The following is a 24,408-nucleotide window of genomic DNA, read 5'->3' on the forward strand; positions in this document are numbered from 1 at the left end:
GGCGGATAGTGGAGGCGTTACGGATTACAACCCCAAACACCTGACTCCGTTGGAGCGAGGCTTGCCCGCGAACGCGTCAATCCTGCCGGTAAAAATACCGGCTGAAGAATGGCATTCGCGGGCAAGCCACGCTCCAACAAGGCGCGATCTGGAAAGTCGATCCGGCAGACATCGCAAAGACAGAAGGGGCCAATGGGCCGTTAAACAGACGCTTTCTGCACCTCTTCCGCCTCTTCCACCCCATCCCGCATCCGGTCCCGCTTGGCCAGGGTCGGGAACAGTTTGATCCAGATGCCTGTCACCGCGAGGGTGCCGACGCCGCCCAGCACCACGGCGGGAACCGTGCCCAGCCAGTGGGCGGTCAAGCCGGACTCGAATTCCCCGAGCTGATTGGATGCCCCGATAAACAGCCCGTTGACGGCGCTGACCCGGCCGCGCATTTCATCGGGGGTTTCCAGTTGCACGAAGGAGGCGCGGATCACCATGCTGATCATGTCGGCTGCGCCCAGCACCACCAGCACGGCCATGGAAAACCAGAACGATGTCGACAGCCCGAACGCGATGGTCGCGACCCCGAACACGCCAACGGCCGTAAACATCACCCGTCCCACGTTGCGCTCGACGTTGAAATGCGCGAGCCACAGCGACATACCCAAGGCACCCACCGCCGGCGCCGAACGCAACAGCCCCAGCCCCCAGGGACCGGTCAGCAGAATGTCTTTGGCGAATACCGGTAACAGCGCCGTCGCGCCACCCAGCAGCACCGCGAACAAATCCAGGGAAATCGCGCCGAGCACATCGGGACGACTGCGGATGAAACGAATCCCCGCCATCAACGAGTCCAGTGTCGCCTTGCCTGTGTTCAAGGCGGTCTGACGCGCCGGAAGGCTGAGCATCAAGGTGCACGCAATCACGTACAGCACCACGGTGGGGCCGTAGACCCAGCTGCTGCCGAAGGCGTATAGAAAGCCGCCCAACGCCGGGGCGACGATGGTTGCCGACTGTTGCGCCGACTGCGCCGACGCCACGGCCCGGGGAAACAGGGCGCTGGGCACAATCGTCGGCAACAGGGCTTGAGTCGCAGGCATTTCGAAGGAGCGCGATGCACCCAAGGCAAACGCCAGAATGAAGATCATCTCCCTGGTCACACTGTCCGTGCTGCTGCCGATGAACAGCGTCAGAGCGATCAACGCCTGAAGGGTCTGGCAGATCGCCGCGATCTTGCGTCGATCGTAGCGATCAGCGACGTGCCCGGTATGCAGCATGAACAGCACCCGGGGCGCGAACTCCACCAGACCCACAAGCCCCAGGTCAAGCACGTTGCCGGTCAGTTGATACAGATTCCAGCCAATGGCCACCGTCAACATCTGAAAACCACTGGCAGTGAAGATGCGGGCGAACCAGAAAGCGACGAACGGACGGTGATGGCGCAGCAAAACGGGGGCTTGAGTCGGCATGAGTTACAGCGGCCTGGGAGAAGGGATGAGCGAGATTAACACTTTGTAACAATGCATTTCGTGAAGCAACGCTCTTCGCGCCCTGAAAGCTTTACGGACGGCATGCCTGTAACAAAATTCTGCGGGTTGTCAGAAAGCGCCTCAAGCCACGTCGTTCGGGCCTCTCTTCGGATGAGGCAACTCGTCACGCGACAAAAGACCACACGGACCCTGCATTCAAATGGGTCTACTCTTTGATCGTTGGTTGACCTGCGTCAATGCGCGTACAGCAAGTGCGTGGTGGCGCGACCAGCAAACCCCCATGCCAGCAATCTTTTAGAACAATTCCAACGCACCGTGCTCATAGTTGGTGGGGGCAGTCGCTGATGGCCTCGGGTCACAGCCATTTAACCTGATAGAGGAAGACCTATGTTCGGTTTGGAGGCAATTGATCTCGCCCGAATTCAGTTCGCATTCACCATTTCGTTCCACATCCTGTTCCCTGCCATCACCATCGGTCTGGCAAGTTATCTGGCGGTGCTCGAAGGGTTGTGGCTGAAGACCCGCGAAGACGTCTACCGTGACCTGTACCACTTCTGGTCGAAGATCTTTGCCGTCAACTTCGGCATGGGCGTGGTTTCCGGGTTGGTCATGGCTTATCAGTTCGGTACCAACTGGAGCCGGTTCTCCGATTTCGCGGGGGCTGTCACCGGTCCGCTGCTGACCTACGAGGTGCTGACGGCATTCTTCCTCGAGGCAGGTTTCCTCGGTGTCATGTTGTTTGGCTGGAACCGGGTGGGCCGTAATCTGCACTTCTTCTCGACGATCATGGTCGCTATCGGCACCCTGATTTCGACCTTCTGGATTCTGTCCTCCAACAGCTGGATGCAGACGCCTCAAGGCTTTGAAATTGTCGACGGCCGGGTGATTCCTACCGACTGGTTCGCGGTGGTGTTCAACCCGTCCTTCCCGTATCGCCTGGCGCATATGTCCGTTGCAGCCTTTGTGGCCACGGCGTTCTTTGTCGGCTCATCCGCCGCCTGGCATCTGCTGCGCGGCCGCGATACACCGCCGGTGCGCAAAATGCTCTCCATGGCCATGTGGATGGCGCTGCTGGTTGCGCCTGTACAGGCCGTGATCGGTGACTTCCACGGTCTCAACACCCTTGAACATCAGCCCGCGAAAATTGCGGCGATTGAAGGCCACTGGGAAAACGTCGGTGACGAACCCACGCCGTTGATCCTGTTCGGGCTGCCGAACATGAAGGAAGAACGCACTGATTTTGCCGTGGAAATCCCCTATCTGGGCAGCCTGATCCTGACCCACAGCCTGGACAAGCAAGTCCCGGCGCTCAAGGACTTCAAGCCTGAAGACCGGCCCAATTCGGCCATCGTATTCTGGTCATTCCGGGTCATGGTCGGCCTGGGCTTCCTGATGATCTTCACCGGGCTGTGGAGCCTGTGGCTGCGCAAGCGTGACGCGCTCTACAAGTCTCGTCCGTTCCTGTACCTGACGTTGTGGATGGGACCTTCGGGCCTGATCGCCATCCTGGCAGGCTGGATTACTACCGAAGTTGGCCGTCAGCCCTGGGTGGTTTATGGCCTGATGCGTACCAAGGATGCGTCGTCCGGGCACAGTGTCGAGCAGATGACCATCACCCTGGTGTTGTTCGTGGTGGTGTACTTCCTGCTGTTTGGTGCGGGGCTGGGTTACATGATGCGTCTGGTGCGCAAAGGTCCGGTCGTCAATGAAGGCGACACGCCCAAGCACGGCGGCCCTGGCCAGAAACGCACACCGGCTCGTCCGCTGTCGGCCGCTGAAGAAGGCACCGAAGACCACGACAACCACGACAGCCTGACCAAGGAGCATTGAGCCATGGGTATTGATCTTCCGCTGATCTGGGCCGTCATCATCATCTTCGGCATCATGATGTATGTCGTGATGGACGGCTTTGACCTGGGCATCGGCATTCTCTTCCCGTTCATGAAGGAAGAGCACGACCGTGATGTGATGATGAACACCGTCGCGCCAGTCTGGGATGGCAATGAAACCTGGCTGGTCCTGGGGGGCGCGGGTTTGTTCGGCGCCTTCCCGCTGGCCTATTCGGTGGTGCTGTCGGCGCTCTATCTGCCATTGATCCTGATGCTGATCGGGCTGATTTTCCGCGGTGTTGCCTTCGAGTTCCGTTTCAAGGCCACCGCCGCCAAGCGTCATTTGTGGGACAAGGCTTTTATCGGCGGTTCGCTGACGGCCACATTCTTCCAGGGGGTCGCGTTGGGGGCGTTTATTGACGGCTTCCCGGTAGTCAACCGGCAATTCGCTGGCGGCTCACTGGACTGGCTCACCCCGTTCACGATGTTCTGCGGCGTGGCGTTGATCGTGGCTTATGCGCTGCTGGGCTGCACCTGGCTGATCATGAAAACCGAAGGTGCGTTGCAGAAAGCCATGCATGACCTGGCGCGTCCGCTGGCCTTTGCGGTTCTGGCGGTGATGGGCGTCGTCAGTCTCTGGACACCGCTGGCCCACCCGGACATCGCCGATCGCTGGTTTACCCTGCCGAATCTATTCTGGTTCCTGCCGGTGCCGATTCTGGTGCTGGTGACCATGTATGGTCTGTTCAAGGCCGTGGCCCGCAATGCGAATTACACGCCGTTCCTGTTGACGCTGGTGCTGATCTTCCTCGGCTACAGCGGCTTGGGTATCAGCTTGTGGCCGAACATCGTGCCACCTTCGATTTCCATCTGGGACGCGGCTTCCCCGCCGCAGAGCCAGGGCTTCATGCTGGTCGGGACGCTGTTCATCATCCCGTTCATTCTGGGTTACACCTTCTGGAGCTACTACGTGTTCCGCGGCAAGGTCACCCACGAAGACGGCTACCACTAGCAGATCAGGCCCCGATGCTGGCGTCGGGGCCACCCTTTAAGGAGATTGGCGATGTCCCGCAAAGAATCCTTGCACGACGACCAGGATCCAGCCCTTAAAAAGCCTCTCTGGCAGCGTCTGGCCTGGCTGGTCGGTATCTGGGTAGGCAGCGTGTTTGCCCTGTACCTGGTGGCCAGCCTGCTGCGCATGTTCATGACGGCTGCCGGTATGCGCACGCACTGACCCAATTCCCATCCCGCGCCTGGCGCGGCTTTATAACCCTCCTCTGGAGGGTTTTTTTTCGGTTATTTTCGCGCTTTGAGGATCACGAATTTCGGCGTGGCGGCGACTTGCTCAACACCGCGAAATAACCGGGCGAGCTTGCTGTGATAACCCAGGTGACGATTGCCGACGACATACAACGCACCGCCGACCACCAGCGCCGAGCGAGCCTGTTGAAACATGCGCCACGCCAGGAAATCCCCGACGACCTGTTGCTGGTGGAAAGGCGGGTTGCACAGGACCACATCGAGCGAATCGGGCGCCTGACTGGCAAGGCCGTCATCGGCGCGGACGACCACTTCGCGTTCGCCCAGGGCGGTCTTCCAGTTCTGCGCGGCGGACTGCACGGCCATGAATGATTCGTCCACCATCGTGTAGTGGGCCTGCGGATTGTCCAAGGCGCTGGCAATTGCCAGGACGCCATTGCCACAGCCCAGGTCCGCGACGCGCGCCTCCCCCAGGTTTTTCGGCAGATACGGTAAGAATGCGCGGGTGCCGATATCCAGACCTTCGCGACAGAAAACGTTGGCGTGATTGATCAGGTTGATGGCCGGATCATCAAGGGCGTAAGTGGTCGGGTAGGGCGATGGCTGTATTTCACGGGGTTGCGGCGTGGCGAATAGCAGGCGGGCTTTCTTCATCGCCAGTGACGCAGTCACCGGGCCGACGTACTGCTCAAGCAGCTCACCGGCCGAACGCGGCAAGTGCTTGACCATGGCAGCCGCGACCACGTGTGCGCCCGGAGCCAGTTGGCCTTGCAGGCGGATCAACTGCTCTTCCAGCAGGGCGAGGGTTTTCGGCACCCGGATCAATACCCAGTCAAATGGCCCGACCAGTGCTTCGCTTGCCGGGATCATCGGCACCGCGTCGTAAGCCATGCCGTTACGGATCAGGTTTTTCTCCAGGCCATAAGCGGCGAGGTAGGAGTCCGTGCTGCTGACCACCGCGGCGTGCCTGGCCAGGCTCACGGCCAATGCGCCGAAGCTGTCATTAAGCACCAGCACCCGGCTCTGCAACGTTACGCCTTGCTCGGCTACATGGTTGAGCAGGTATTCATCGGCTGCGTCGAAGGCTTGTAGCGGCTCATCCTGCTGTTGCGGTTGGCGAATGAGATCAAGCTGGGCGAAGGGTGTGATAAGCAGGGGCATGGGCAGGCAAACTCGGGGGCAATCAACATGTTGTCGCGTAGCCCGTGGTGCGCTGGCTCGCAGAATGCCGTGATTTTACGTGCTTTTTGCCGCTTGGCACCCTGTCGTTTGCCTTTGCTCAGAACAGACCGCTCAACGCGGCTTGCACCACGGCTGACATCTTGTTGCTTACGCCCATTTTTTGAACCGCATTGGCCACATGAAAATGCACCGTGCGTTCCTTCATGCTGAGGATGATGGCGATATCCGCAGCGGTCTTGCCTTCGGCTGACCATCTCAATATTTCGATTTCCCGGGGTGTCAGGTGTTTATCCGAAACCTCTTGAAACGAGCTGATTACCGTCCTGTTCATTGCTGCCTCCATGCGGCCATTCTTTATTCATTCCATGCGTCCAGACCCCAAGTGTAGGAAGAAAAGGGCGGTGAAAATCCCACGGTAAAATCCTTGCAGACGGATGGGTGCTGGCGTTTAGGTGCTAGTTATCACCCTGAAAAAACGCCGTCCGCCATCAAGCGGCGTGTCAAAGCGCTTGGCCAAATTCAAGTCCGGATGATGAATTGTGTTGCGATAGTTCCAAGAGTGAAAAAGTCTAAAGCCTCGATATCGGGACGTGTTTTGTCGGTGCACGGGATATCACTACAAACCGCCGGTGTTTATCTCCCCCGCTTTGCGGGACACTGATCCCCTTCATTTTTTGCTTGCAGGTTGACCATGACCGCCAGTGCAGACAAGTTCACCCGGCAAACCCTGTTGAACGTGACGCCGCTCACCCCCAGCCTGTTTACCCTGCGCACGACACGTGACGTGGGGTTCCGTTTCCGGGCGGGGCAGTTCGCTCGTCTGGGCGTTACCAAAGCCGACGGCAGCGTTGTCTGGCGTGCCTATTCGATGGTGTCCTCGCCCCACGATGAATTTCTGGAGTTCTTCTCCATCGTGGTCCCGGAGGGCGAATTCACCAGTGAGCTGAGTCGTTTGCAGGAAGGCGACACGTTGTTGATCGAGAAACAGGCGTTCGGCTATTTGACGCTGGACCGTTTTGCCGATGGGCGGGACTTGTGGCTGTTATCCACGGGCACAGGTGTCGCGCCCTTTCTGTCGATCCTTCAGGATTTCGAAGTCTGGGAAAAATTCGAACGGATCATTCTGGTCTACAGCGTGCGCGAGTCCCGGGAACTGGCCTATCAGGAGCTGATCACGACACTGATTCAGCGGGATTACCTCGCTGAATACGCCGAAAAATTCCTGTTCCTGCCCACCGTCACCCGCGAGCACCCTCCCGGCGTATTGCACGGCCGGATCACCCATCTTCTGGAAAGCGGCGACCTGGAAAAGGCAGCAGCGCTGGACATGACCGCCGAACACTCCAGGGTCATGCTGTGTGGCAACCCGCAAATGGTCGAGGATACGCGGGCATTGCTCAAGGCGCGGAACCTGCAGTTGAGCCTGAGTCGACGTCCGGGGCAGGTGGCGGTGGAGACTTACTGGTAACGCCCTGGACCCACTCTATCCACCTGTGGGAGCGAATTCATTCGCGAGAGACCGGTGTGTTCCATGACCGCACCATGGCCTTCCCGGATAAATCCGCTCCCACAGGGTGGGTGTTCTGTGGAGATCAAACCGGACGTGACGGATCAACCGTAATCGGTGCCGCAGGTTTGTTTTGCTCTTTCAACAGGTCGCGGATTTCGCCCAGCAGAATTTCTTCCTTGCTGGGTGTAGGCGGCAGGGTGGGAGCCTTGGCTTCTTCGCGTTTCAGACGGTTGATCGCTTTGACACCCATGAAAATGGCAAACGCCACGATGATGAAGTCAATCACGGTCTGGATGAATTTGCCGTAGGCCAGCATCACCGCAGGCGCTTCGCCTACGGCAGGCCGCAAGACGACTGCCAGATCGCTGAAATCAACGCCGCCAATCAGCAGCCCCAGCGGTGGCATGATGACGTCGCCGACGAACGACGAAACGATCTTGCCGAATGCCGCGCCAATGATGATACCGACGGCCATATCGACCACGTTACCTTTGACGGCAAAGGCTTTGAACTCGCTTAGTACGCTCATGGGTCATTCCTTGTTACAGATGAGTGGGATCAATGCAGTGTAAATCAGCTCCATGCATCGTGCTTCCCCTCAAATCGACCGGCTTTGAAGGTGGAAGTTTTACGCAGGCACTCAAAAACATGCATCCGCCTGGCGCTGGGACGCAGGTGCGCCAACCTGCGCTATGATTGCCGACTTTTACGAAGGGGTTGTCATGGCCAAGGCCAAACGCATGTACGGGTGCACCGAATGCGGCGCGACCTTTCCGAAATGGGCCGGCCAGTGCAGTGAATGCGGCGCCTGGAACACACTGGTTGAAACCGTGCTGGAAAGCGGCGCGGCTGCGGCACCCAGTGGCCGTTCCAGCTGGACCGGCCAACAGGCGCAGATTCGTACCCTGGCAGAAGTCAGCGTCGAGGAAATTCCGCGTTTCTCCACCAACTCCACTGAGCTGGACCGCGTGCTGGGCGGCGGTCTGGTGGATGGCTCTGTTGTGTTGATCGGCGGCGATCCAGGTATCGGCAAGTCCACGATTCTGCTGCAGACCCTGTGTGCCATTGCCGAGCGCATGCCCGCCTTGTACGTCACAGGTGAAGAGTCGCAACAGCAGGTTGCCATGCGCGCCCGCCGCCTGGGGTTGCCCCAGGACAAACTCAAGGTCATGACCGAGACCTGTATCGAAACCATCATTGCCACGGCACGGGTGGAAAAGCCCAAAGTCATGGTGATCGATTCGATCCAGACAATTTTCACCGAACAACTGCAATCGGCGCCGGGCGGCGTGTCTCAGGTGCGCGAAAGCGCCGCGTTGCTGGTGCGTTATGCCAAACAAAGCGGCACGGCTATTTTTCTGGTGGGTCATGTCACCAAGGAAGGCGCGCTGGCCGGCCCTCGGGTCCTGGAGCACATGGTGGATACGGTGCTGTACTTCGAAGGCGAGTCCGATGGCCGGTTGCGTTTGCTGCGAGCGGTGAAGAACCGTTTTGGCGCCATCAACGAGCTGGGTGTGTTCGGCATGACCGACAAGGGCCTGAAAGAGGTCTCCAACCCGTCAGCGATTTTTCTCACCCGTGCCCAGGAAGAAGTGCCGGGCAGCGTGGTCATGGCGACCTGGGAAGGTACACGACCGATGCTGGTTGAAGTCCAGGCGCTGGTGGACGACAGCCACTTGGCCAATCCTCGTCGCGTTACCCTGGGGCTGGATCAGAACCGACTGGCCATGCTGCTGGCGGTCCTGCACCGCCACGGCGGGATTCCTACCCATGATCAAGACGTTTTCCTCAACGTCGTGGGCGGCGTGAAAGTTCTGGAAACCGCGTCCGACCTGGCCTTGATGGCGGCCGTGATGTCCAGCCTGCGCAATCGCCCGTTACCTCATGATCTGCTGGTGTTCGGCGAAGTGGGGCTGTCCGGCGAAGTGCGACCTGTACCCAGCGGTCAGGAACGCCTGAAAGAGGCCGCCAAACACGGCTTCAAGCGCGCCATCGTACCCAAGGCCAACGCCCCGAAGGAATCACCGCCGGGTTTGCAGGTTATTGGCGTGACACGGCTGGAGCAGGCGCTGGATGCGTTGTTTGAATAAAGGTGACGAACGCCGCACCTAAACGCAGCGCTCGTCGCAGACCCGGTCATAAGGTCCGGTCAAACCTCAATCAACGCCGCCAGTTCGCGCTCCAGTTCATCTTGATCACCCAGGTTCAGTTCGATCAGGCGACGCAGGTGGCTGATTGACTCCAGGCTGATGTACAGGCACTCGAAGCCTAAATGTCGGTGATCGTCGTGGGTCAGGTGCGCATCCATCTGGACGTGGACGTCACTGCTCAGGCGGAGGTCAATCGCAAAAGGCTGGCGAGTGTCGGCCAGCCAGGGATCGGGGCGGTGGATAAGCAGGCCTTTGAGGGACAGGTCGATCAGTGTGACCTGCCAACGGTTCTGCCCCTGGCGCACCTCTGTTATCGCGTCGAAGGCAATGCGCTTGAAGCGTCGACGATCTTTTTCGGGGTCGGTCATCGGGTCAGCCCTCTCGTAATCGCCTGACTTAACGTCAGCGGATCGACGCCAGTAAGCAGCGCCACACTCAACGACAATAGACCCGTTCAGGGTTGCCGAACAGTTTTGGTGCGTATCTTTACAAAGCTGTTTCGGCAGCGAATTTTCCGTGCTTGCCACGTCCGATTCCGACGAACTGCGTCGGCGCAATCTTTTGCGCTGTATACCATCGTGGGGGGTGGCCTTTCCCGGTGACATGGCTAAACTCGCAGCGGTGGTCTTCTAGTCATCCTGCTGGAATAAAAAAATGAAAAATAATAATGGGCTTATGCGCCACGTGCCTTGGCTGATCGTCGCAATTGCCGGGGCTTGTGCCCTTGGGGTAGTGGCCTTGCGCCGCGGAGAAGCAATCAACGCGCTTTGGATTGTGGTGGCAGCGGTTGCCATCTATCTGGTTGCGTACCGTTACTACAGTCTGTTCATTGCCACGCACGTCATGCGGCTCGATCCGCTGCGGGCGACGCCGGCAGTGGTCAACAATGACGGTCTGGACTATGTTCCGACCAACAAACACATTCTTTTCGGGCACCACTTTGCCGCCATCGCGGGTGCCGGGCCTCTGGTGGGTCCGGTGCTGGCGGCGCAAATGGGCTATCTGCCAGGCACGCTCTGGCTGATTGCCGGCGTGGTGCTGGCTGGCGCGGTGCAGGATTTCATGATCCTGTTCCTGTCCACACGCCGCAACGGTCGCTCCCTGGGCGACATGGTGCGCGAGGAAATGGGCCGCATTCCCGGCACCATTGCCTTGTTTGGCTGCTTCCTGATCATGATCATCATCTTGGCGGTGCTGGCGCTGATCGTCGTCAAGGCCCTGGCCGAAAGTCCATGGGGCATGTTCACGGTATTGGCGACTATCCCTACCGCGATGTTCATGGGCATTTACATGCGCTACATCCGGCCGGGCCGCATCGGGGAAATCTCGGTGATTGGCGTGGTCCTGCTGTTGCTCTCGATCTGGGTCGGCGGCATGGTCGCTGCCAGTCCGGAGTGGGCACCGATGTTCACCTTCACGGGTGTGCAGATCACCTGGATGCTGGTGGGGTACGGTTTTGTGGCCGCCATGCTGCCGGTCTGGCTGCTGCTGGCCCCGCGTGACTACCTGTCTACTTTCCTGAAAATCGGCACCATCCTGGCCTTGGCAATCGGCATCCTGATCCTTGCGCCCGAGCTGAAAATGCCTGCCTTGACTCAGTTCACCGACGGCACCGGTCCGGTCTGGAAGGGCACGCTGTTCCCGTTCCTGTTCATCACCATCGCGTGCGGTGCGGTATCGGGCTTCCATGCGCTGATCTCTTCGGGCACCACACCAAAATTGCTGGATAACGAAATCAACGCCCGTTACATCGGTTACGGCGGCATGTTGATGGAGTCTTTCGTGGCCATCATGGCCATGGTTGCCGCGTCGGTGATCGAGCCGGGTGTGTACTTCGCGATGAACAGCCCGGCCGCCATTGTCGGCAGTGACGTCGTGACCGTTGCGCAGACTGTATCGAGCTGGGGCTTTGCCATCACACCGGAGCAATTGACTGCGGTGGCCAAGGACATTGGCGAGAACACTGTACTGGCCCGCGCCGGTGGTGCGCCGACCCTGGCAGTGGGTATCGCGCAGATCCTGCATCAGGCATTGCCGGGCGCCAGCACCATGGCTTTCTGGTACCACTTTGCGATCCTGTTTGAAGCGCTGTTCATCCTGACCGCTGTCGATGCGGGTACTCGCGCCGGTCGTTTCATGCTGCAGGACTTGCTGGGCAGCTTCGTGCCAGCCCTGAAACGTACCGAGTCCTGGACCGCCAACGCGATTGGCACCGGGGGTTGCGTGGCGCTGTGGGGTTATCTGCTGTATCAGGGTGTCATCGACCCGTTGGGTGGTATCAACACCTTGTGGCCGCTGTTCGGTATCTCGAACCAGATGCTGGCGGGTATCGCACTGATGCTGGCGACGGTCGTCCTGATCAAAATGAAGCGTCAGCGTTATGTCTGGGTGACGATGCTGCCCGCTACCTGGCTGTTGATCTGCACCGTGACGGCAGGTTTCATCAAGCTGTTCGACGCCAATCCGGCTGTGGGTTTCCTGGCCCTGGCCAAGAAATACAGCACTGCGGCTGACGCCGGTCAGATCCTGGCACCGGCCAAAACCATGGACCAGATGCAACACGTGATCTTCAACGCTTACACCAACGCCGGGTTGACCATCCTGTTCCTGTTCGTGGTGTTCAGCATTCTGTTCTACGCGCTGAAAATCGGCATCGCGGCATGGGGCAATAAAGAACGTACCGACAAGGAAGCGCCTTTCCAGGCGTTGTCGGCGCCGACCCAGGTGTGAAGCAGACCGTGAAAAGAGGAGCTGTCTATGTTCAATGACCTGAGTCGCCTCGGGAAATACCTCGGTCAGGCCGCCCGCCTGATGGTGGGAATGCCCGACTACGACAACTATGTCGCGCACATGCAGGTCAAACACCCTGACAAACCGGTGATGGACTACGAGGCGTTCTTCCGGGAGCGTCAGGAAGCCCGATACGGTGGCAAGGGTGGGCCCAAATGCTGCTGATCGTCTGATCAACGGCAGGCTTGCCTGAACAACGCGCCACGCTTGTCGTGGCGCGTTTTTGTTTGGGGTTCGTCGCGATCGCGGGCTCGGCTAAAGCCGGTCCCGCCCAGGTTGCGGTGAACTCAAAACGTTGTGTTGATAAGTACAGGAGTCCCCATGACCACCCCGCACCCCATCCCCGTCACGGTTCTGAGCGGTTTTCTCGGCGCGGGCAAGACCACTTTGCTGCGCCATTTGCTCAAGGCCGAGCACGGCCTGAAAATCGCCGTGATCGAAAACGAATTCAGTGACGCTGGCATCGACACCCAGTTGTTGGGTTCTGAGCCTGTGCAAGTCATGACCCTGTCCAATGGCTGCGTGTGTTGCACCATCCACACCGACCTGACCAAAGCGCTGTTCCTGCTGCTTGAGCGTCTGGACAGCGGGGAAATCGTCTTCGATCGTCTGGTGATCGAGTGCACCGGACTGGCCGATCCGGCGCCGGTGGCACAGACCTTCTTCATTGATGAAGAGCTGCGCGAGCGCTACATCCTTGACGGCATCATTACCCTGGTGGACGCGGCCAACGCGGACACGCATCTGGCACAGACCATCGCCCAGGCGCAAATCGGTTTTGCCGACCGTTTGCTGGTAAGCAAGCGCGACCTGGTGGACGACGCGACCTTTGATGCACTGAGCGCGCGCCTGACACGCATCAACCGCCGCGCCCCGATTCGGGTGGTGGAGCATGGCCAGATTGATCTGGCCGAACTGCTGGATGTGCGTGGCTTCAACCTGAATGCGGACTTGGGCGGCGGCATGAGCTTGCGTCCGTTAGCGCCTGCGGGCATTTCCATCGACCGGATCAGCAGCCTGGTGTTGCGCAGCGACAAACCCCTGGATATCGACAAACTCAGCGCGTTCATGAATGAACTGCTGGAAGACCACGGCCAGCAATTGCTGCGTTACAAGGGCGTGCTAAGCATCGCCGACGAACCGCGCCGGATGGTGTTTCAGGGCGTGCTCAAACTCTACGGCTTCGACTGGGACACTGAATGGGGCGAAGACGAAAAACGCGAAAGCGTGATCGTGTTCATTGCCGATGAGCTGCCGGAAGAGAAGATCCGGGCGGGGTTTGCAAAGGTTACCGCGTAACGACCTGCGAGGGATGAATCCGGTCCCACGATGATCGGGTTTCAGGACCCACGGATGCAAAAAGCCCGGCTCTAGAGCCGGGCTTCTTGTTTCTGCGGTAAACGGGGCTGTTTAAGCGCCGTATACCGGCAGTTTCGCGCAGATGGCTTTGACTTTTTCACGTACCGCGTCGATCACGGCTTCGTTGTTCAGGTCAGCCAGGATGTCGCAGATCCAGCCAGCCAGTTCCTTGCACTCTGCTTCCTTGAAGCCGCGAGTGGTGACGGCCGGGGTGCCGAAACGCAGGCCCGAAGTGACGAACGGGGAGCGTGGGTCGTTGGGGACGGAGTTCTTGTTCACGGTGATGAACGCACGACCCAGGGCGGCATCGGCATCTTTACCGGAGATGTCCTGCTTGATCAGCGACAGCAGGAACAAGTGGTTCTCGGTACCGCCGGACACCACATCGAAGCCACGTTCGATGAACACGCCCGCCATGGCCTTGGCGTTCTTGACCACTTGTTGCTGATAAGCCTTGAACTCAGGCTGCAGCGCTTCCTTGAAGCACACGGCCTTGGCCGCGATGACGTGCTCCAGCGGACCGCCTTGTGCGCCAGGGAAAACAGCCGAATTCAGCTTCTTCTCGATCTCGGCGTTGGCGCGTGCCAGGATCAGGCCGCCCCGTGGACCGCGCAGGGTTTTGTGCGTGGTGGTGGTGACCACGTCAGCGAAAGGCACCGGGTTAGGGTAAACGCCCGCCGCAACCAGACCGGCCACGTGGGCCATGTCGACGAACAGGTACGCGCCGACCTTGTCAGCAATGGCACGGAAACGCGGGAAGTCGAGGATCTGCGAGTAGGCAGAGAAACCGGCCACGATCATTTTTGGCTTGTGCTCAACGGCCAGACGCTCGACTTCGTCGTAGTCGATCATGCCGTTGCCGTCGATGCCGTACTGAACCGCGTTATACAGCTTGCCCGACGAACTGACGCTGGCGCCGTGAGTCAGGTGACCGCCGTGAGCCAGGCTCATGCCCAGAATGGTGTCGCCACCTTGCAGCAAGGCCAGGTAAACCGCGCTGTTGGCCTGGGAGCCTGCGTGGGGCTGAACGTTGGCGTAATCCGCGCCGAACAGTTCTTTGGCACGGTCGATGGCCAGTTGCTCAACCACGTCGACGAATTCGCAGCCGCCGTAGTAGCGCTTGCCTGGGTAGCCTTCGGCGTACTTGTTGGTCAGGACCGAGCCCTGAGCCTCCATGACCGCTGGGCTGGTGTAGTTTTCCGAGGCAATCAGCTCGATGTGCTCTTCCTGGCGCTGAGCTTCTTGCTCCATGGCGGCAAAGAGATCGGCGTCGTACTTGGCGAGGGTCAAATCACGGCTGAACATGGCGGTCCTCAAGGATCGGGGGCAGAAAGGGGGGCATTCTACCCCATCGGGTTTTATCTGGCATATGAAAGGGAGTCATGTCGTGGACAAGCGGCTTTCATCCAGCCACGACGGTCGTGGGACCGGCTTCTGTCAGGCGGACGCAGCTGACGGTCGTGGGACGTTGTGCGAGTGCCTACAGAACCCGGCCGCTGCCATCAATCAAGCATGAATAACGCATCGTTGCTGAACTGCGCTTCGAAGCGGCTCGGGGGCATCGGGCGGCCGAACAGGTAGCCCTGGACCTCGTCGCAACCGTGTTCGCGCAGAAACTCCAACTGCTCGTGAGTTTCAACACCCTCGGCGATGACCGACAGATTCAGGCTGTGGGCCATGGCGATGATGGCCCGGGCGATTTGCGCGTCCTGTTCGCCGGATGGCAGGCCGTCGACGAAGGTCTGGTCGATTTTCAGTACGTCGATGGGGAACTGCTTGAGGTAGTTCAACGACGAATAGCCCGTGCCGAAGTCGTCGACGGCAATGCTCAGACCCAGGCATTTGAGGCCGTCGAGGATCTGCATGGCTTCGTCGACTTCACGCATCAGGATGCTTTCCGTCAGCTCCAGTTCCAGGCACGCGGGCGGTAGTCGGGTTTCGTTGAGGATGTTGGCGATCCGGGTGCCCAGTTGACCGTCGGAGAACTGGCGCGCCGAGATGTTCACCGAAACCTTGGGCACCCGGACTTTCGCCACATGCCATGCCTTGAGCTGGCGACAGGCTTCGGTCAGCACCCAATCCCCGACTTCCACCACCAGGCCCAGCTCTTCGAGAACCGGAATGAATTCGTTGGGCGATACCAGGCCGCGACGTGGGTGGCGCCAGCGCAGAAGTGCTTCGGCACCCGTCAGGCGCTTGCCGTCCCCGCTGAACTGCGGCTGGTAGTAGAGCGTGAACTCTTTCTGCTCCAGAGCGTGGCGCAGATCGCTTTCCAGCTCCAGGCGTTCGAGCGCCGAGGCGTTCATGTCAGCCTGATAGAACTGGAAGTTGTTCTTGCCTCGCTCCTTGGCGTGATACATCGCCGTGTCGGCGTTTTTCATCAGTTGGCTCAGCTCGTTGCCGTCCTGGGGGCTGAGGGCGATGCCGATACTGGCTGTGACAAAGAATTCGCGGCCTTCGAGCACGAAGGGCGTGACCAGGCTGGTCAGGATCTTCTCGGCAACGTGGATCGCCCGGCCCAGCGCAAGCTGTCGGGTCGCGCCGGGTTGCAACAGCAACGTGAATTCGTCGCCACCCATTCGGGCCACGGTGTCGTCATCGTCAACGCAGGCCAGCAGGCGCGTGGCCATTTCCTGAAGCATTCGGTCGCCCGCGGCGTGGCCGAGGGAATCGTTGATCGGCTTGAAACGATCAAGGTCGAGGAACATCAGCACGACCCAGGACTTTTGCCGTTCGGCCTGTTGCAGCGCCGAGTGCAGGCGATCCTGAAAGAGCGTGCGGTTTGGCAAATGAGTCAGCGCGTCGTAGTAGGCCAGGCGATGGATGCGTTGTTCACTGGCCTTGCGCTCGCTGATGTCGCTGAAGAAACACACATAACTGGCCAGATCGCCTTCATCGTCCAGCACCGCGTTGATACCGACCCACGCCGGATAGTGCTCGCCGCTCCGGCGTTTGAGCCACACTTCGCCTTCCCAGCCGCCACCTTGATGCAGTTGTTTGACGATATACCGCAGGTGCGCTTCCTGATCCTGATCGACCGTCAGCATCGACGGTAACTGGTCGAGCACGTCAGCCACGGCGTAACCGCTGACGCGGCTGAACGCCTCGTTGGCCTGCACGATGTAGCCCGCCGGGTCGGTAATGAGGATGGCGGAGGTGGAGTGCTCGAAAACCGTGGCCGCCATGCGCAGGTCTTTTTCCGCCCGGCGCTGCTGGCTGATATCGCGACCGACACCGAGTATGCCGTCGAACACCCCGTGCTCGTCCCAGACCAGCACCAGGCGCAGCTCGACGGGTATCTTGCGGCCATCGGCGCGCAGGCAATCGAAGAGAAACAACTGGGTCGGGACTTCCAGGCGCAGTTTCTGTAGCTCTTCGGGGTAGTCCAGCGCGTTGCTGATCCGCGACAGCAGCGCGTAGATATCCGTCAGTTGCGCAGGGTTGGCAAGTGTGGAGCCCCAGCCGTTTTCGAGAATCCATTCGGGGCTGTAGCCGAGTACGTCCTCTGCCGACGGGCTCACGTAATTAGGGATCAGCGTGCTGTCAGTGGAAAAAATCACATCGCTGATGCTTTCGGCGAGGGTGCGATAGCGCTGCTCGCTGTCGCGCAGGGACTCGCTGGCTTCCAGTTGCTCGGTAATGTCTTTGGCGATACCGATGATGCGGGTGGCTTGATCGTCCTTGTCGTGGGTGAGCGCTTGTTCGCGAATGTCGAAGCGTCGCCATTTATTCTTGCTGTCGCGAAAACGCAGCAGGCAGTGCAACAGTTCGCTGTGCCCACGATGGCGCTGGCGCAGGCGCATGTCCTGATAAGACTGCGCGTCATCGGGGTGCAGAAGGATTTCCCAGAAAAACTCGCCCATGCGCAGCAGTTCGGTCTTGCTGTAGCCCAGCGTTTGCCCGAGATGATGGTTGCTGTAGATCATCCGCTGGCTGAACACGTCCTGCACGTACAGATGGTCCGGCACGGTGCGCACCACGTCGGACCAGAATCCCTCGCGCTCCTGCAATGACAACTCAACCTGCTTGCGTCGAGTAATGTCGCCAATGCTGAGAATGACGGCATGAAGGTCATCCAGGTGTTCAGGCAAGCGCAAAACCAGCCATAGGTGCTGGTCCTCGCCGTTATCCTGGGTCAGCTGGATTTCCAGCTCCAGCTGGCTTTGTCTGGATACCACCGCGTGGAGCACTTGTTCGCCGATGCCCTGACGGCTGCGCGAACAGCCTTCGATCAGGTATTCCCAGACCTGTTGGCTGGATTTCACCTTGAGCAGGCTGAGGGCGACCTGATTGACCTCGGTAATGCGCAGTTGCCGCAACAAAGCCTTCAACTGGCCCGGTTGAGCCCGCAACAGCGCCTCCAGTTCGCTACTGGTGCGCAGATTCAACGCGGACAGGCGGTCTGGCAGCGTCGACATGTCCAGAACGCAGATGGCAACGCCAGCGCCTTCGAAAATGTCCTGATAACGGCGGCGGCTTTCGTGCAGTTGGCGCTGGCGCCTTCGCATGCTGATCAATGCCACCAGCGGCAGGATCGAACACAAAAGGCCAATCAGGCACTTTCCTATCAAGGGGAACAGCAATTGCTGTCGGGCTTTCGTGGCGTCGAACAATCCGCGCAGTTGCCAGTCGCTGTTGGCCAGAGGTTGAAGCAGCACCGTTTCACTGTCGCCCAGACTGCTGCCGCTGGGTTCATCGTCTGTCGGGGTGTCGCGAAACAGCATGCGTTCGGTGCTGCTGTTTTCGAGCCGCCACAAGGGCTTGAAGTCCGGAGTGCTTTGCTCAAACAGGGATTTCAGCACATCGGGTGCCAGTCGCAACGCCCAGTATTGCCGCGCGTCACCGGGCTTGCGGATCAGGAGATAGACACGCGAGCCATCCGTGGCGTTGGTGTAGTAATAAGGTCTGCCAGCGGTCTGTTGCATCGACTGCTTTAGAAAATCGGCGTCGCGAGGCCGTTTCATGCTATCGGCAATGATCTCGCCGGCAGCGTCGAGCAAGGCCATGTTGCGCAACGACGGTAAGGACTGGCGCAGCGTCACCGTCATTGCCGATTGCGCGGTGTGGTTTTGCGGTTGCTGGAGGCTGTCTGCCAGCGAATTGAGGGCGATCTGAGCGGTCAGGGCCATGTTCAGGCTCAGGCGGTCCGCCAGTTGTACGCTGTAGTCCAGGCTGCGTTGACGTTGCTGCTGCTGGGTCTGCTGAAACTGGGCGATCAACTGCCACAACAACAGCGCGAGCATCAACAGAGCCAACGCCGCCAGCGCACCTTTCAGTGAGCCACGTAACGGCGTGGCGGTCGCGCTTTTCGCCATACGCGCTGAATAGGGGGGTATTGGTGTTGACAAGCTCTGATCCTGACTACTGGACTAAACAGACAGTGTGTAAGCTTCCGTAAGGTGGGCACTTGCGGTGCCAGGCCTACAATACTGGGTTAAAAACACGCGAAAAATAGTGATGTACAGCCAGACGTCGGACGCGACCCCGACCGTTTTCGTTTGTTTTTGCCTTGTCTTGTCATCGCTCGGTGCGCTTGAGCACTGTTGGCGAGGCAGTTATTGCCACATGAACGCTAAAGCCGGACGCCCGAAGGGCGGGTAGCATGCCTATAGTTGTGGCAAAGTGCCAGACCCGTTGGGCTGGACGGTTTGCCCTGTTGAGCGCATTCGGGTAGCTTTGCCCGACGTGCGGTCCGGACCCCTGCATCAGTGAACCCACTGCTTGCAATTACGGGGCCTGCCCCCAACTCTATCGTTCATCACTTAGTTGCCCTGTCTGATTCAAGGCTCGCAAACGTCAAACGGCAAGTACATTCGATAGATAAACGCTTTTTTAAGGACGGGGCACTAAGCTCGCGCTCTATCCAGCCCCATTCAATAGCCACTTACACCAGGTTTTCACTCCATGGCCCAATACGTCTTTACCATGCATCGGCTGAGCAAAGTTGTGCCGCCGAAGCGGGAAATCCTCAAAAATATCTCTCTGTCGTTTTTTCCGGGCGCCAAGATCGGCGTGCTCGGCCTGAACGGTTCGGGTAAATCGACCCTATTGAAAATCATGGCCGGTGTCGACACCGAGTTTGATGGTGAAGCGCGGCCCATGCCCGAGCTGAACATCGGCTATCTGCCACAGGAACCGCAACTGGATCCGACCAAAACGGTGCGTGAAGTCGTCGAAGAAGCGGTGAGTGTGATCAAGGACGCCCAGGCGCGTCTGGACCAGGTCTACGCTGAATACGCCGAGCCGGATGCCGATTTCGACAAGCTGGCCGCCGAGCAGGCCAAGCTCGAAGCCATTCTGCAGGCGGGTGACGGTCACAACCTCGAGCGTCAGCTGGAAGTAGCCGCCGATGCCTTGCGTCTGCCCGCGTGGGACGCAAAAGTGGCGGTCCTTTCCGGTGGTGAGAAGCGTCGTGTCGCCCTGTGCCGTCTGCTGCTGTCTGCGCCGGACATGCTGCTGCTCGACGAGCCCACCAACCACCTGGACGCCGATTCCGTCGCCTGGCTTGAGCATTTCCTGCACGATTTCCCGGGCACTGTGGTTGCGATCACGCACGACCGGTACTTCCTGGACAACGTCGCCGGCTGGATTCTGGAGCTTGACCGCGGTGCGGGCATTCCTTACGAGGGTAACTATTCGGGCTGGCTTGAAGCCAAGTCTGATCGTCTGGCCCAGGAATCCAAGCAGCAATCGGCCCATGAAAAGGCCATGAAAGAAGAGCTGGAATGGGTTCGCCAAGGTGCCAAGGCACGTCAGTCAAAATCCAAGGCTCGTCTGCAACGTTTTGAAGAAATGCAGTCGCAGGAATTCCAGAAGCGCAGCGAGACCAATGAGATCTACATCCCGGCCGGGCCGCGTCTGGGCGACAAAGTCATCGAGTTCAAGAACGTCAGCAAGGGGTACGGTGATCGCGTCTTGATCGACAACCTGTCGTTCGCCATGCCTAAAGGCGCCATCGTGGGCGTGATCGGCGGTAACGGTGCAGGTAAATCGACCTTGTTCCGCATGCTCATGGGCAAGGAGCAACCGGACTCGGGCAGCATCGAGATCGGCGAAACCGTGCAACTGGCCTGCGTGGATCAGAGCCGTGACGACCTGGACGGCAGCAAGACCGTGTTCCAGCAAATTTCCGACGGTTCCGACCAGATCCGTATCGGCAACTACGAAATCCCGTCGCGCACTTATGTGGGGCGCTTCAACTTCAAGGGCGGTGATCAGCAGAAATTCGTCAAGGACCTGTCCGGTGGTGAGCGCGGTCGCTTGCACCTGGCGTTGACCTTGAAAGAGGGCGGCAACGTCCTGCTGCTCGACGAACCGTCAAACGACCTTGACGTGGAAACCCTGCGTTCCCTGGAAGAAGCGTTGCTGGACTTCCCTGGCGCCGCCATTGTGATCTCTCACGATCGGTGGTTCCTGGACCGTGTGGCAACGCACATCCTGGCTTACGAAGACGACTCGCAAGCCGTGTTCTTTGAAGGTAACTACACCGAGTACGAAGCCGATCGCAAAAAGCGCCTCGGCGACGCTGCCGCCCAGCCGCACCGGGTTCGGCACAAGAAACTGGCCTGATTTGTTCAGGTGTCACAAAAACGGAGCCTTCGGGCTCCGTTTTTTATGGGTGCGCATCCGTCGATGCACTCTGGCGCCTTCAGGCATCTGCCTCAATCAGCACCACCTCAATCAACTGATCGCCGGCCGGACGCTTCCACAACACTTCATCGCCTGGCTTTGCCCCCAACAGCGCCCGGCCCAGTGGCGAACCCCAGTTGATCAAGCCTGCGGTCACGTCGGCCTGGTCTTCGCCGACCAATTGCACGCGATGCTCGGTGCCCTGTTCGTCGGCAAAAGTCACCCAACTGCCGATCTGTGCTTTCTCGGTTGAAATCGCGGGGGTAACGACTTGAGCGCTTTGGAGGCGTTGATTGAAGTAGCGCAGATCACGCTCGAGATCGGCCAGGCGCTGTTTGTCTGCGTCGTCACCCTGGGCCGACTGTGCGCTATGTTGAGCCTGAAGCTGCGCGACACGGGTCTGCAGATGAAGCAGGCCGCTGGCGGTCAGGTAATTGGGTTGTGGGCTGACAAGACGCTCTACCGGCTGGCTGGCATCTGCTGCAGCGTTATCTTCATTGACGAAAGCGCGGCTCATGATTCTCTCCTCTTCATGAGATTTGGGCCTTGCATTCAGTGGTTTAGTTTCCTTGAATGTTGACTCGGCCATTTCAACGGGAACGGTAAGCCTTGCCCATATCCTGGGTCTTTTGCTGCTCCCAGGCTCTATCGCGGTCATTCCAGATCTGATTCGCGTTAAGGCGGTCACGTTGATCCAGCATGGCCTGACACTGCCGAAAACCATCGTCCCAGCCCACGGCGTAAGCCTTGTCCTTGAGGTAGCGGGGGACGTCCTTCTTGTAGTGTCCGCTGATGGATCCCGCGGCCTGGCGGCCGCTGCCGCAGCCATCCTGAAACCCGTCGGCAAACGGCGGAGGATAACCTTCGGCCAATAGCTGATCACGGGTAGATTGACAGCCAGCCACCAGCACTAGCAGCCACGGCATAGCCCAACGCACATTCATGACGGGTTCCTCGACTTGTAAACAAAGTCTAGAAACCCGGCTGTGAGTTATTCGTTAAACGCGTGTAGGAAATTAGTGATTTGGCCCGCTCGCCCCAACGGATTATCGTCAGCCAGTACACTCCACCCGCTCCAACAAGGCGCGATCTCGAAAATCGATCCGGCAGACACCGTCGAAAACAGAAGAGGCCATTGAGTTGTATCGGCGGATAGTGAAGGCGTTACGGATTACAACCCCAAACACTGACCCCGTTGGAGCGAGGCTTGCCCGCGAAGAACGATAACGCGGTGAGGCTGGTCCACCGAGGCGCCTGATTCGCGGTGCAAGCCGGAACGCCGCCCGCTCGCTCCAACGAATCGCCGTTCAATTCAGATGAGAGAGCGGCATCAATAGTGATACCACTTCACCTCAAGCATCACTTCATTCTGTGGCGAGGCGAGCTGGCTGAATTCGCGCTGGGCGCTCAGGCGCAGGCCGAGGTTGCGGGACAGCTCCCACTGCTGATTGAGGCTGATGCTGCGGCGCACTTCGCCATTGGTGAAATAGTCGCCCTTGGCTTCAAGGCTCAGGTTGCCCACCGGGTTGCGCCACAGCACTCCGGTGTTGAAGCCGGCGGCGGGGGAAACGAACTCGGCGAAATCGTTATTATGTTCGACCCGTACCGTGCCCAAGGCAAAACCAAGCACGTCTTCGCCCAACTGCCAGGTGCCGCCCGCGCCGCCGTTCACATGGCTGACCAGATTCTCGTCGCCGTGCTTGCCCAACACGCGTTCCAGTCCACCGGCCACTTGCCACGACCAGGGCTGCAACAGCTCGTTGCGGGGCGTCAGTGAGCGAATGGTCGCCAGATCCAGTTGCTGGACCTGCCACTTGTTCCCCTCGTACTGACGCAGCTTGAGCTGCATGATTTCGATCTGTGCGCCCAGCGGGAAGCCGTAGGCGTTGTCGTTGAGATCGTGATACGCCATGCGCAGGCCGTACTCAGCGAACGCTTTGTCGCCTCGAGTACCGGCGCCGATCTGCCAGGTGCGCGATTGATGGCCTTCTTCCGGCAAGCCGGGCCGGGCGATGTCCAGGGCGGGTGGCGGATTCTGATTGATGGCGCGCAACAGTTCGAAACTGCGTTGCGAACGCTCGGTATCACGTTCCAGGCCATTGGCCCGGTAGCGTTCCAGACGATAGGCCGCGTCCTGGATCAGCGCGCGGCGCGCTTTGGGCTGGGCCAGATAATCAGGGTTTTGCAGCTGTTTCTGGTCGGCGCTGACGTTAAGCACCCATTGTTGCTCATCGCTATTGAGCGGTTTGGCGCGCTCCAGCAGCTCGCGTTCCCGCGACGGGCGGTAGTCGATCTTTTCCACCAGCCCGGCGGCCTTGACGGCCTTGACGGTATCGGTGGGGATGGCGGTCAGCGGGAACTGCTCGGTCAGGCGCAAGCCCGGGCGAGCGACCTGAAGCAATTCCAGCAAGCGATAGGAGCAGTTTTCATCAAAGAAGAAGTAACCGAAGCGGATCTGTTTCAGCTCCCAGACGTGCTCGACCATGCGACCGGTTTCTTCCGGGGTCAGATTGAGTCGGTATTCCCACAGGTCACGGTTTTCCAGACTGCGGTATTCGGACAGTTTTTCCTGATAGGGCACCAGAGCGAACAACCCCGGATAACCGCCCATCAGGCCTTTCCAGGCATAAAGAATGCTGTTGTCCATGCCTTCGATATAAGCACCGAAGTTGATGGCGTAGCTGAGCAGGGCGGTGTGGTTGGTCTGCACGTCAGCCTGATCGATACGCAGCAGCGTGTGGCCAAACATGGATGACGGACTGTTCAGGTAAGCCGCCGGGAAAATCAGCACGGCGCTGTCCGGGGCGACGTCCTTGAACCACTGCTTGAATTCCTTGCACTCAACCGTGGGCAGGTCGTTCAGTTGCAACTGGTCTCGCAACCAGCGGGTGCGGGCCGGGTAAACGCATTGGGCGTGCTTCTCGCCTGCGCTGGCCGGGGCATGGATTGCCTCCAGTGTGGCGCTCAGCTCAGCCTTCGGGTCGTGGGCACCGTTGGCCGCGAGAAAAAATTTCGGGTCATCGACATAGCTGCGCCAGCCGCCGAGTTTGGCGGTTTCGTAATGGCCCAGGGAAATCCAGAACGGCTCATTGGCCAGTTGCTGCAAACGGTCAGCGCTCACCTGGGGAGCGGCGCACAGCGGGGCGCATACAAACAGCGCCGAATACACAAGGCGTTTGAGCATAGAAAGCAACTAGTCAGGGGATCGGGCGCGAGAGCGC

Annotated in this window: 19 protein-coding genes; 9 read left to right on the plus strand and 10 right to left on the minus strand. The window is 59.3% G+C overall.

The window, feature by feature from the left end; genetic code table 11:
• Positions 1 to 200 precede the first annotated feature (200 nt).
• Positions 201 to 1,457 (minus strand): MFS transporter, encoded by a 1,257-nt coding sequence (locus ACP7B0_RS20650; protein ID WP_426143501.1) that lies wholly within the window; start codon positions 1,455 to 1,457, stop codon positions 201 to 203.
• A gap of 408 nt (positions 1,458 to 1,865) precedes the next feature.
• Here ACP7B0_RS20650 and ACP7B0_RS20655 point away from each other — a divergent pair, with 408 nt between their 5' ends.
• Genes ACP7B0_RS20655 through ACP7B0_RS20665 form a run of 3 tightly spaced genes read left to right on the plus strand, consistent with a single transcriptional unit; the run spans position 1,866 to position 4,541 of the window.
• Positions 1,866 to 3,308, plus strand: coding sequence for a cytochrome ubiquinol oxidase subunit I (locus ACP7B0_RS20655; protein ID WP_426143502.1), 1,443 nt, complete (start codon positions 1,866 to 1,868; stop codon positions 3,306 to 3,308).
• A 3-nt stretch (positions 3,309 to 3,311) separates the two neighbouring features.
• The gene (gene cydB / locus ACP7B0_RS20660; RefSeq protein ID WP_426143503.1) at positions 3,312 to 4,319 is read left to right on the plus strand and encodes a cytochrome d ubiquinol oxidase subunit II; all 1,008 of its coding nucleotides are present in this window, start codon (positions 3,312 to 3,314) and stop codon (positions 4,317 to 4,319) included.
• Between the two features lie 51 nt (positions 4,320 to 4,370).
• Positions 4,371 to 4,541: a DUF2474 domain-containing protein gene (locus ACP7B0_RS20665; RefSeq protein WP_426143504.1), complete on the plus strand. Its 171-nt coding sequence runs from the start codon at positions 4,371 to 4,373 to the stop codon at positions 4,539 to 4,541.
• 62 nt (positions 4,542 to 4,603) lie between these two features.
• Here the strand turns inward: ACP7B0_RS20665 and ACP7B0_RS20670 are convergent, their stop codons facing one another.
• Both ACP7B0_RS20670 and ACP7B0_RS20675 read right to left on the minus strand, forming a co-directional pair.
• Positions 4,604 to 5,728, minus strand: coding sequence for a methyltransferase (locus tag ACP7B0_RS20670; RefSeq protein WP_426143505.1), 1,125 nt, complete (start codon positions 5,726 to 5,728; stop codon positions 4,604 to 4,606).
• Positions 5,729 to 5,846: 118 nt separating this feature from the next.
• Complete coding sequence (locus ACP7B0_RS20675) at positions 5,847 to 6,080, minus strand: helix-turn-helix domain-containing protein (RefSeq protein ID WP_426143506.1); 234 nt, start codon at positions 6,078 to 6,080, stop codon at positions 5,847 to 5,849.
• 360 nt (positions 6,081 to 6,440) lie between these two features.
• Between ACP7B0_RS20675 and ACP7B0_RS20680 the strand changes: the two genes are divergently transcribed.
• Positions 6,441 to 7,217, plus strand: coding sequence for a ferredoxin--NADP reductase (locus ACP7B0_RS20680; RefSeq protein WP_426143507.1), 777 nt, complete (start codon positions 6,441 to 6,443; stop codon positions 7,215 to 7,217).
• Positions 7,218 to 7,341: 124 nt separating this feature from the next.
• On the opposite strand, the gene mscL is transcribed toward ACP7B0_RS20680, so the two are convergent.
• On the minus strand, positions 7,342 to 7,788 hold the full coding sequence (mscL, locus tag ACP7B0_RS20685; RefSeq protein WP_426143508.1) for a large-conductance mechanosensitive channel protein MscL: 447 nt from the start codon (positions 7,786 to 7,788) through the stop codon (positions 7,342 to 7,344).
• A 193-nt stretch (positions 7,789 to 7,981) separates the two neighbouring features.
• Here mscL and radA point away from each other — a divergent pair, with 193 nt between their 5' ends.
• Positions 7,982 to 9,349 carry a DNA repair protein RadA gene (gene radA / locus ACP7B0_RS20690; protein ID WP_426143560.1) on the plus strand — a complete coding sequence of 456 codons (1,368 nt, stop codon included), beginning with the start codon at positions 7,982 to 7,984 and terminating at the stop codon, positions 9,347 to 9,349.
• 59 nt (positions 9,350 to 9,408) lie between these two features.
• Here the strand turns inward: radA and ACP7B0_RS20695 are convergent, their stop codons facing one another.
• Positions 9,409 to 9,777 (minus strand): PilZ domain-containing protein, encoded by a 369-nt coding sequence (locus ACP7B0_RS20695; protein ID WP_426143510.1) that lies wholly within the window; start codon positions 9,775 to 9,777, stop codon positions 9,409 to 9,411.
• Between the two features lie 286 nt (positions 9,778 to 10,063).
• On the opposite strand from ACP7B0_RS20695, the gene ACP7B0_RS20700 reads away from it, so the two are divergent.
• The 3 genes from ACP7B0_RS20700 (at position 10,064) to yjiA (ending at position 13,498) form a co-directional block, all read left to right on the plus strand.
• Complete coding sequence (locus ACP7B0_RS20700) at positions 10,064 to 12,139, plus strand: carbon starvation CstA family protein (RefSeq protein WP_426143511.1); 2,076 nt, start codon at positions 10,064 to 10,066, stop codon at positions 12,137 to 12,139.
• A gap of 27 nt (positions 12,140 to 12,166) precedes the next feature.
• A complete protein-coding gene (locus ACP7B0_RS20705) occupies positions 12,167 to 12,364 on the plus strand; it encodes a YbdD/YjiX family protein (RefSeq protein ID WP_032627364.1) in 198 nt (65 codons plus the stop codon).
• A gap of 156 nt (positions 12,365 to 12,520) precedes the next feature.
• Complete coding sequence (gene yjiA, locus ACP7B0_RS20710) at positions 12,521 to 13,498, plus strand: GTPase (RefSeq protein WP_426143513.1); 978 nt, start codon at positions 12,521 to 12,523, stop codon at positions 13,496 to 13,498.
• Between the two features lie 111 nt (positions 13,499 to 13,609).
• Here the strand turns inward: yjiA and glyA are convergent, their stop codons facing one another.
• Both glyA and ACP7B0_RS20720 read right to left on the minus strand, forming a co-directional pair.
• Positions 13,610 to 14,863 (minus strand): serine hydroxymethyltransferase, encoded by a 1,254-nt coding sequence (gene glyA / locus ACP7B0_RS20715; protein ID WP_426143514.1) that lies wholly within the window; start codon positions 14,861 to 14,863, stop codon positions 13,610 to 13,612.
• 197 nt (positions 14,864 to 15,060) lie between these two features.
• Positions 15,061 to 18,906: a sensor domain-containing protein gene (locus ACP7B0_RS20720; protein ID WP_426143515.1), complete on the minus strand. Its 3,846-nt coding sequence runs from the start codon at positions 18,904 to 18,906 to the stop codon at positions 15,061 to 15,063.
• Between the two features lie 556 nt (positions 18,907 to 19,462).
• Between ACP7B0_RS20720 and ettA the strand changes: the two genes are divergently transcribed.
• Complete coding sequence (ettA, locus tag ACP7B0_RS20725; protein WP_426143517.1) at positions 19,463 to 21,127, plus strand: energy-dependent translational throttle protein EttA; 1,665 nt, start codon at positions 19,463 to 19,465, stop codon at positions 21,125 to 21,127.
• Positions 21,128 to 21,206: 79 nt separating this feature from the next.
• Here the strand turns inward: ettA and ACP7B0_RS20730 are convergent, their stop codons facing one another.
• The 3 genes from ACP7B0_RS20730 to ACP7B0_RS20740 form a co-directional block, all read right to left on the minus strand.
• A complete protein-coding gene (locus tag ACP7B0_RS20730) occupies positions 21,207 to 21,704 on the minus strand; it encodes a GreA/GreB family elongation factor (protein ID WP_426143518.1) in 498 nt (165 codons plus the stop codon).
• Between the two features lie 73 nt (positions 21,705 to 21,777).
• A complete protein-coding gene (locus ACP7B0_RS20735; RefSeq protein WP_426143519.1) occupies positions 21,778 to 22,131 on the minus strand; it encodes a hypothetical protein in 354 nt (117 codons plus the stop codon).
• Between the two features lie 386 nt (positions 22,132 to 22,517).
• Positions 22,518 to 24,371, minus strand: coding sequence for a DUF4105 domain-containing protein (locus ACP7B0_RS20740; RefSeq protein WP_426143521.1), 1,854 nt, complete (start codon positions 24,369 to 24,371; stop codon positions 22,518 to 22,520).
• Positions 24,372 to 24,408 lie beyond the last annotated feature (37 nt).

Source organism: Pseudomonas sp. DWP3-1-2 (assembly GCF_049896285.1).
Classification (GTDB): domain Bacteria; phylum Pseudomonadota; class Gammaproteobacteria; order Pseudomonadales; family Pseudomonadaceae; genus Aquipseudomonas.

Coding starts and splice junctions, on each gene's coding strand:
- mscL (WP_426143508.1), bottom strand. CDS start 7,788: ATGAGCGTACTAAGCGAGTTCAAAGCCTTTGCCGTCAAAGGTAACGTG.
- ACP7B0_RS20680 (WP_426143507.1), top strand. CDS start 6,441: ATGACCGCCAGTGCAGACAAGTTCACCCGGCAAACCCTGTTGAACGTG.
- ACP7B0_RS20705 (WP_032627364.1), top strand. CDS start 12,167: ATGTTCAATGACCTGAGTCGCCTCGGGAAATACCTCGGTCAGGCCGCC.
- ACP7B0_RS20740 (WP_426143521.1), bottom strand. CDS start 24,371: ATGCTCAAACGCCTTGTGTATTCGGCGCTGTTTGTATGCGCCCCGCTG.
- ACP7B0_RS20735 (WP_426143519.1), bottom strand. CDS start 22,131: ATGAATGTGCGTTGGGCTATGCCGTGGCTGCTAGTGCTGGTGGCTGGC.
- yjiA (WP_426143513.1), top strand. CDS start 12,521: ATGACCACCCCGCACCCCATCCCCGTCACGGTTCTGAGCGGTTTTCTC.
- cydB (WP_426143503.1), top strand. CDS start 3,312: ATGGGTATTGATCTTCCGCTGATCTGGGCCGTCATCATCATCTTCGGC.
- glyA (WP_426143514.1), bottom strand. CDS start 14,863: ATGTTCAGCCGTGATTTGACCCTCGCCAAGTACGACGCCGATCTCTTT.
- ACP7B0_RS20675 (WP_426143506.1), bottom strand. CDS start 6,080: ATGAACAGGACGGTAATCAGCTCGTTTCAAGAGGTTTCGGATAAACAC.
- ACP7B0_RS20730 (WP_426143518.1), bottom strand. CDS start 21,704: ATGAGCCGCGCTTTCGTCAATGAAGATAACGCTGCAGCAGATGCCAGC.
- ACP7B0_RS20670 (WP_426143505.1), bottom strand. CDS start 5,728: ATGCCCCTGCTTATCACACCCTTCGCCCAGCTTGATCTCATTCGCCAA.
- ACP7B0_RS20655 (WP_426143502.1), top strand. CDS start 1,866: ATGTTCGGTTTGGAGGCAATTGATCTCGCCCGAATTCAGTTCGCATTC.
- ettA (WP_426143517.1), top strand. CDS start 19,463: ATGGCCCAATACGTCTTTACCATGCATCGGCTGAGCAAAGTTGTGCCG.
- radA (WP_426143560.1), top strand. CDS start 7,982: ATGGCCAAGGCCAAACGCATGTACGGGTGCACCGAATGCGGCGCGACC.
- ACP7B0_RS20650 (WP_426143501.1), bottom strand. CDS start 1,457: ATGCCGACTCAAGCCCCCGTTTTGCTGCGCCATCACCGTCCGTTCGTC.
- ACP7B0_RS20695 (WP_426143510.1), bottom strand. CDS start 9,777: ATGACCGACCCCGAAAAAGATCGTCGACGCTTCAAGCGCATTGCCTTC.
- ACP7B0_RS20700 (WP_426143511.1), top strand. CDS start 10,064: ATGAAAAATAATAATGGGCTTATGCGCCACGTGCCTTGGCTGATCGTC.
- ACP7B0_RS20665 (WP_426143504.1), top strand. CDS start 4,371: ATGTCCCGCAAAGAATCCTTGCACGACGACCAGGATCCAGCCCTTAAA.